Source organism: Streptomyces sp. NPDC006296 (assembly GCF_040613235.1).
In the GTDB taxonomy this organism is placed as follows: Bacteria; Actinomycetota; Actinomycetes; order Streptomycetales; family Streptomycetaceae; genus Streptomyces.
In genome coordinates this window covers 72,356-79,215 of the sequence record NZ_JBEXRT010000034.1, presented here as the reverse complement: position 1 = coordinate 79,215, position 6,860 = coordinate 72,356, and the positions used below count along the sequence as shown (strand labels likewise).

The 6,860-nt window shown below is 69.7% G+C and carries 5 protein-coding genes, 1 tRNA gene and 1 pseudogene; 5 read left to right on the top strand and 2 right to left on the bottom strand.

The features are described from left to right. The 4 genes and pseudogenes from ABZ172_RS22645 to ABZ172_RS22630 all read left to right on the top strand — a co-directional run. Positions 1-318, top strand: a pseudogene (locus tag ABZ172_RS22645) (DNA primase); the annotation flags it as partial. 3 nt (positions 319-321) lie between these two features. Continuing rightward, entirely contained in the window at positions 322-1,794 is a 1,473-nt protein-coding gene (locus tag ABZ172_RS22640) for an ATP-binding protein (protein ID WP_356885741.1), read from the top strand. 471 nt (positions 1,795-2,265) lie between these two features. After that, a complete protein-coding gene (locus ABZ172_RS22635; protein ID WP_356885739.1) occupies positions 2,266-2,451 on the top strand; it encodes a helix-turn-helix domain-containing protein in 186 nt (61 codons plus the stop codon). A gap of 60 nt (positions 2,452-2,511) precedes the next feature. Next, a complete protein-coding gene (locus ABZ172_RS22630) occupies positions 2,512-3,921 on the top strand; it encodes a site-specific integrase (protein WP_356885737.1) in 1,410 nt (469 codons plus the stop codon). A gap of 141 nt (positions 3,922-4,062) precedes the next feature. Here the strand turns inward: ABZ172_RS22630 and ABZ172_RS22625 are convergent. Together ABZ172_RS22625 and ABZ172_RS22620 are read right to left on the bottom strand one after the other, a co-directional pair. Beyond that, positions 4,063-4,147, bottom strand: a tRNA-Ser gene (locus tag ABZ172_RS22625). Positions 4,148-4,206: 59 nt separating this feature from the next. Further along, positions 4,207-5,697 (bottom strand): trypsin-like peptidase domain-containing protein, encoded by a 1,491-nt coding sequence (locus ABZ172_RS22620; RefSeq protein WP_356885735.1) that lies wholly within the window; start codon positions 5,695-5,697, stop codon positions 4,207-4,209. Between the two features lie 197 nt (positions 5,698-5,894). On the opposite strand from ABZ172_RS22620, the gene ABZ172_RS22615 reads away from it, so the two are divergent. Then, positions 5,895-6,722: a glycerophosphodiester phosphodiesterase gene (locus tag ABZ172_RS22615; protein ID WP_356885733.1), complete on the top strand. Its 828-nt coding sequence runs from the start codon at positions 5,895-5,897 to the stop codon at positions 6,720-6,722. Positions 6,723-6,860: the final 138 nt, after the last annotated feature.

The window sequence follows — 6,860 nt, the reverse complement described above, 5'->3', positions numbered from 1 at the left end:
CTGATCATCAAGAAGCCGTCGCCGGTCCGCCCCGTCACCGCCCCCATGCCCGCCGGGGGCGGGGGATGCCGTCACCGCACGCCCGCCTACCTGGATCGCGGCATTGCCATGGCCGAGCAGCAGATCACCGAGGCCACCACCGGGGTCCACGCGACGGTGTACCGCACGTTCCTCGCCGTCCTGTCCGCCCACGGCCGGTGCGGGTGCCTCACCGAGGCCCACGCCGCCCGGCTGTTCGCCGCCGCCCAGGCCAAGGGTGAGAGCGCCCGGCACTGCTCGGACGCGTGGTCCAACGCCCGCACTGCATTGGGGATGTGAGCCATGTCCGAGGACGAGAAGACTCCGGCGCGTGAGGTCATCACCGAGTACGCGCAGTCGCACTTCCGGTACTTCCGCACCACCGAGGGCACCGTCTACGCCCAGCGGATCGGTCACCCCGTCGCCCGCCCGATCCGCTCCCAGGGCACCACGGGCAGCCACCGGCAGGAACTCATGGTCGACCTCTTCAACGACGGGGTCGGCGTCTTCAACGGGACGTCGCTCAAGGAGGCGTTGGACTTGATCGAAGCACTCGCGCTGAGTCAGGACGTGCAGCCCACACACATCCGTGTCGCCCCCGGGTTCGACGGGGCGACGTGGCTGGACCTGGGGCGCGACGATGGGCAGTCCGTCCGCATCCACCCCAACGGGTGGGAGATCAAGGTTCCGGACCCGCGTGAGGTGTGCTGGCGGCGCACCCAGCTCACCGGAGAGCTCCCGATGCCCGCCCGGGACACCGAGGGCAAGGGCATCGACCAGCTGTTGCGGCTGACGAACTTCGCCACCGCCGACACCGAGAGCCTGGCCCTGGCCTGGCTCATCGGCTGCCTCGGCCCGTCCGTCCCCGTCCCGGCCCCGTTCCTCACCGGCCCGCAGGGCGCGGGGAAGTCGACGGCCGGCCGGATGCTGGTGCGGATCATCGAGGGCATGACCGGCGACCTGCGCCGGGCCCCGAAGGACGAAGAGAACCTGATCACGGCCGTCGCGGCGGGATGGGTCACCGCGCTGGACAACCTCTCCCACCTGGCCCCGGACCTGTCCGACCTCATGTGCTGCATCGTCACCGGAGCCGAGAGCATCAAGCGCGCGTTGTTCAGTGACGGGGATGTCGTCCGCTCCCGCTACCGCCGCCCGCTCCTGCTGACCGGTATCGACGTCGGCGTCATCCGCCCCGACCTCGCCGAACGCCTCCTGCCGCTGCGCCTGGAACGCCCGAGCGTGCGGCGGACCGAAGCGGAGCTGTGGCGGGAGTTCGAAGCGGCCTTGCCCGCGATCCTCGGCTCTCTCCTCGACCTGACGGTCAAGGTCCGGGCGACCGAGGCGGATATCCCGAGCGATCTGCGGATGGCGGACTTCGCGCACCTGTGCGCGCAGATCGACGCCGCCACAGGGTTCGGCACGCTCCCCGCCTACCGCAGCAGCCTGGACGAGCTGAACGACGACGTCATCGAAGGGGACCTCCTCGCGCAGACCGTCCTCAAGCACGCCGCCACCCTCGACCCCGGCACCGAGACACGGATGACGTCCTCGGAGTGGCTCCATCTCCTTGGCGGCCTCTACAGCGGCGACGACTGCCGTCCGCTGCCCAAAGGGTGGCCCACAACCGGGAAAGTCCTCTCCGACCGCCTCAAGCGTCTCCAGCCCACCCTTGCGGCCAGGGGCGTACTCGTCGACTGGGGCCGCACCCGCGAGAGCCGGTACATCGAAATGACCCGACGCCCCGCCCTGCCGCCCCACGAGCAGCAGTCGCTCTGACCCGCACCCGCGGCCGGGGGCAGGACAAGCAAGAGGAGCACCACTCGCCACGGCGCCAGGTGCTCCTCTTGCTGTTCGGCGGAACGCCGCCCGAGGGTCGCGCCGCGAAGCGGCTCCCCACTTCGCTCCCGAAGCAACCCCACATCACAACAGACACCCCCTCTCTTTTTTCTTAAGAAAAGGAAGACTGCGTCACCCGCGTCACCACGGCCCCTGAAACAGCCCCTGAACTGCGGCGATCAGGGTGACGCAGAACGGCTTCGGCTGCGTCACCCCGCGTCACCTGCGTCACCCCGTGACGCACGCCTGCGTCACGGATGACGCACCCCCAACCGGTTGCGTCACCGCGTATCCGCAGCTCAGAGGGCATGAGTGACACGGATGACGCGATGACGCAGAAATCACAGCCTCGGACACACGCGCCCACCACCGAGGGCGCAACCCTCATCGACCCGCCCAAGGAGTCGCACCGTGGCCCGCCCCCAGATGCTGAAGCTCCCCGAAGTCCTCGCCGAACTCAACATGTCCCGCGCCGCCTTCTACCGCCTGCGTGCACGTGGTCTCGCCCCGAAGCTCATCAAGCTCCCCAACCACCAGGTACGCGTACGCCGTGGCGACCTTGACGCCTGGCTCGCCAGGTACGAGGAAGCCGCCTGAGTCCGCACCAACCAGATCCGAGAGGGCCCGCCACGGCGGGCCCTCTCTTCATGGAGAGACATGCTCACCTTCGACGTCGTCATCTGGTCCATCCGGCAGCGCAAAGGCCGACCGAAGCCCTGGGAACTCCGCTGGCGCGTCGGAGCCGAGGGGCACTCAAAGAGCTTCACCCTCAAACCGCAGGCAGATGGCCGCCGCTCGCAACTCATGGCCGCTCTACGAGCGGGACAACAATTCGACGAGGAGACCGGTCTTCCAGAAAAGGAGCTTGCCGCCCTCGCGATGCCGACATGGTTCGAGCACGCCAGGGCGTACGCCTTGATGAAGTGGCCGGGAGCGGCCGCGAAACACCGGGCGAGCATCGCGGAATCCCTGGCGGTTGTAACGCCCGTCTTCACCGTCGGCACCGGCGGCGGCACCCGTCCTGATGCCCGAGTGCTCCGTACTGCCCTCTACCAGTGGGCATTCCGAGCCGTGGACGGCCCTAAGGACCAGCTCATCTCGCGGGGCGAGGCCGAAGAGCCCCCTGACGACGTCCGGAGGGCGTTGGAGTGGGTGGGTCAGCGCTCAATGCGGGTGGACGAAGCAGCCAAGCCGGAGCATGTCCGCGCGGCACTGACGGCCCTTTCCAGGCTTCTGAACGGGAAGCCTGCGGCGGAGAACACCGCGAACCGCAAGCGCATGGTGCTGAGCAACGCCTTCCGTTACGCGGTCGAGGAGCGAGCACTCCTCACTCGTCACCCGTTCCTGTCGGTGGACTGGGCGGCTCCCAAGACCTCGGACGAAGTCGACTTCCGTTGGGTGCCCGGTCCTCGGCTCGCTAGGACGCTGCTCGCTGCCGTGGCAGAGCAGGGCGACCGGGGCCAACATCTGGAGGCGTTCTTCGGAGCCGTCTACTACGTGGCAACGCGCCCTGGTGAGGCCGTGGCTCTGCGGGAGTCGGATTTCCTCCTGCCCCCTGCGAGCGAGCCGGAGGCCTGGGGGGAAGTGCTGGTGTCAGAAAGTCATCCCGAGGTCGGGGGCGGCTGGACCGATAGCGGGAAGTCGCACGACGAGCGCGGCCTGAAGCATCGGGCGCGGAAGGCCGTACGCAGCGTCCCCGTCCCGCCGGTGTACGTCCGCATGGTTCGGTCCCATATCGAGTACTTCGGTGTCGCGCCGGACGGCCGGTTGTTCCGGGCGGCACGTGGCGGGCGCCTCACGTCGAACGAGTACTCCGAGGTCTGGAGCGAGGCCCGCGAGGCTGTGCTCAGCGAGCAGGAGCTGCGTACCCCGCTCGCGGACGTCCCGTACGCCCTGCGGCACGCCGCAATCTCGCTGTGGATCAAGTCCGGCATGGATCCGGTGGAGGCTGCCTCCCGCGCCGGCCACAGCCTCGCTGTGCTCTACCGGTTCTACGCCAAGCTCCTCAAGGGCGGTTCGGCGGCGGCCAACCGGCTCGTTGAGCTGGGGCTTCGCGCCGAGGAGTAGGACCGGTCCTGGCCCGCGCATGGCCCACACGCCCTGGTCAGCACCGGGAATCAGGGGCACGAGGTGAGACAAGGTGAACGCAGAGGGCGGGCCCCCGAACCGGAGACCCGCCCTCTGACCTGCTATTTCTCTGACCTGCTGCGGTGGGTGTGGGATTTGAACCCACGGTGACTCGCGCCACGACGGTTTTCAAGACCGTTCCCTTAGGCCGCTCGGGCAACCCACCCCGCGTCTTCGGCGTACCCCCGAGAGGGGACGGTTCGACGCGTGGAACAGCCTAGCCGGTCAGCTGTCGCCCTTGCGCTCGCCCAGGGTGAGTTCGGCGGTCTGCGTCTTGCCGTCGCGCTGGTAGGTGAGCGTGACCTTGTCGCCCGGCTTGTGGGTCCAGATCTCGCCGATCAGCGTCGGTCCGCTCTCCACCGTGGTGTCGTTGAACTTGGTGATCACGTCGCCGGCCTTCAGCCCGGCCTGGGCGGCCGGGCCGTTCGGGGTGACCGCGGGGGTGCCGCCGGCGCCGGCGTCCGAGATGACGGCGCCGCCGGTCTTCTCCTCCATGGTGACCGTCGCGCCGATCACCGGGTAGACGGGCTGGCCCGTCCTGATCAGCTGCTCGGCGACGTTCTTGGCCTGGTTGACCGGGATGGCGAAGCCGAGGCCGATGGAACCGGCCTGGGACTGGCCGACGCCTCCGCCGCTGGTGGACTGGATGGCGGAGTTGATGCCGATGACCGCACCGCCCGCGTCCAGGAGCGGGCCGCCGGAGTTGCCCGGGTTGATCGAGGCGTCGGTCTGCAGGGCGCTCATGTACGAGTTTTTGTTGCTGGAGCCGTCGCCGGAGGCGACCGGGCGGTTCTTCGCGCTGATGATGCCCGTGGTGACCGTGTTGGAGAGACCGAACGGCGCTCCGATCGCGATGGTGGAATCGCCCACCGCGACCTTGTCCGAGTCGCCCAGGGCGAGCGGGGTCAGCCCGTCCGGTGCCTTCTTCAGCTTCAGCACGGCCACGTCGTAGCCCTGGGCCCGGCCGACCACCTCGGCGTCGTACTTCTTGCCGTTCGAGAACGTCGCGGTCAGCTGGCCGCTGTCCGCCGCGGAGGCCACCACGTGGTTGTTCGTGAGGATGTGGCCCTGCTTGTCGTACACGAAGCCGGTGCCCGTGCCGCCCTCGCCGTCGCCGGACTTCGCGTCGATGGTGACGACGCTGGGCAGGGCGCTCGCCGCCACGCCCGCGACGGTGCCCGGATCGCGCTTGAAGTCCTTCGGGCTGTTGGAGGCCGCGACGGTCGTCGACCCCGAGGAGCCGGAGTCGCTGGTGTCGGCTGCCCAGTAGCCGAGGGCCCCGCCGACACCGCCGGCGACCAGCGCGGCCACCGCCACCGCGGCGATCAGACCGCCCGCGCGGCGCTTGCGCGGGTTCCCGGAATGCGAGGGCGCGGGCGCTCCCCAGGCCGGAGGGGCGCCGCCGTCGGCGTAGGAGGGAACGGCCGGCGGGGGCGGCGGCCAGCCGGCCGACCCGGCCGGAGGCTGCTGCGGCGACGGCGGCGCGTACGGGTGCTGTCCGTGCGCGGCGGCGGACGGCCCGGCGCCGTCCTGGTGCGCCGCGGCGGGGAACTGGGCCGTCGGTGCCTCCGCGGGTGCGGCGGGCGGGGACTGCGGCGCGGGCGGGGCTCCCTGCGGGGTGCCTTCGGGAGCGGCAGCCGGCACGGGAGGTGCGGACGGAACAGACGGTGCGGACGGAGCCGCGTTGCCCTCGTTGCCCTCGTTCTCGGTGCTCACAGCTCTTTACTCCTCGGTTCCACTCGGCGTTCGGCAAGAGATCCGCTGTGCACGTGTCTGCAGTCAGCTTTTCCCACAGCACGTCAGGCCACTGTAAGCAGGACCTGTGCATCCGCACACCAATCTTTACATCAGGCAAAACGGTCTTAGGCCATGAGGTGTCAGCACCCGACGCGTCGCGGTGACACGATGACGCGGTGACCGACGCACGCCTACCCTCGCCGCAGCCTCCCATCCAGGTCATCGCCCACCGCGGAGCCTCGGACGACGCCCCCGAGCACACCCTGGCCGCCTACCGGAAGGCCGTCGAGGACGGGGCGGACGCCCTGGAGTGCGATGTCCGTCTCACCGCGGACGGGCAGCTCGTCTGCGTGCACGACCGCCGGGTGAACCGCACGTCGAACGGCCGCGGCGCCGTCTCCGCGCTGGAACTGGCCGACCTCGCCACCCTCGACTTCGGTTCCTGGAAGGACCGCGAGGAGTCCCCCGACTGGGATCCTGCACCGGGGGAGCTCACGTCCGTCCTCACCCTGGAACGGCTCCTCGAACTGGCCCACGACGTCCGGGCCACCGGCCGGCCGCTCCAGCTGGCCATCGAGACCAAGCACCCCACGCGCTGGGCGGGGCAGGTCGAGGAGCGCCTGCTCCACCTGCTCAAGAGGTTCGGACTGGACACGCCACCGGCGGACGGGCCGTCCCCGGTGCGTGTCATGAGCTTCTCCGCACGGTCGCTGTACCGCGTCCGGGCCGCCGCCCCCACCCTCCCCACCGTGTTCCTGATGCAGTTCGTCTCGCCGAGGCTGCGCGACGGACGGCTGCCCGCCGGGGCCCGCATCGCCGGCCCGGGGATGCGGATCGTACGCAACCACCCCGGGTACATCGAGCGGCTGCACCGGGCGGGGCACCGGGTGCACGTGTGGACCGTGAACGAGCCGGAGGACGTCGAGCTCTGTGTGCGTCTGGGCGTCGAAGCGATCATCACGAACCGCCCCAAACAGGTCCTGTCGCAACTTGGCCGCTCTTAACATCCGCTACAGGGGGTGCACCGGCGCATTCACTCCGCAATCGATCGTTACGAGTGCATCACTGACAACGTCGTGGCCGGTTTCCGGCGCAGTCCAGGAGGGCATCCAACCCGTGGCGTGGGGCAAAGGAGGTCTCGG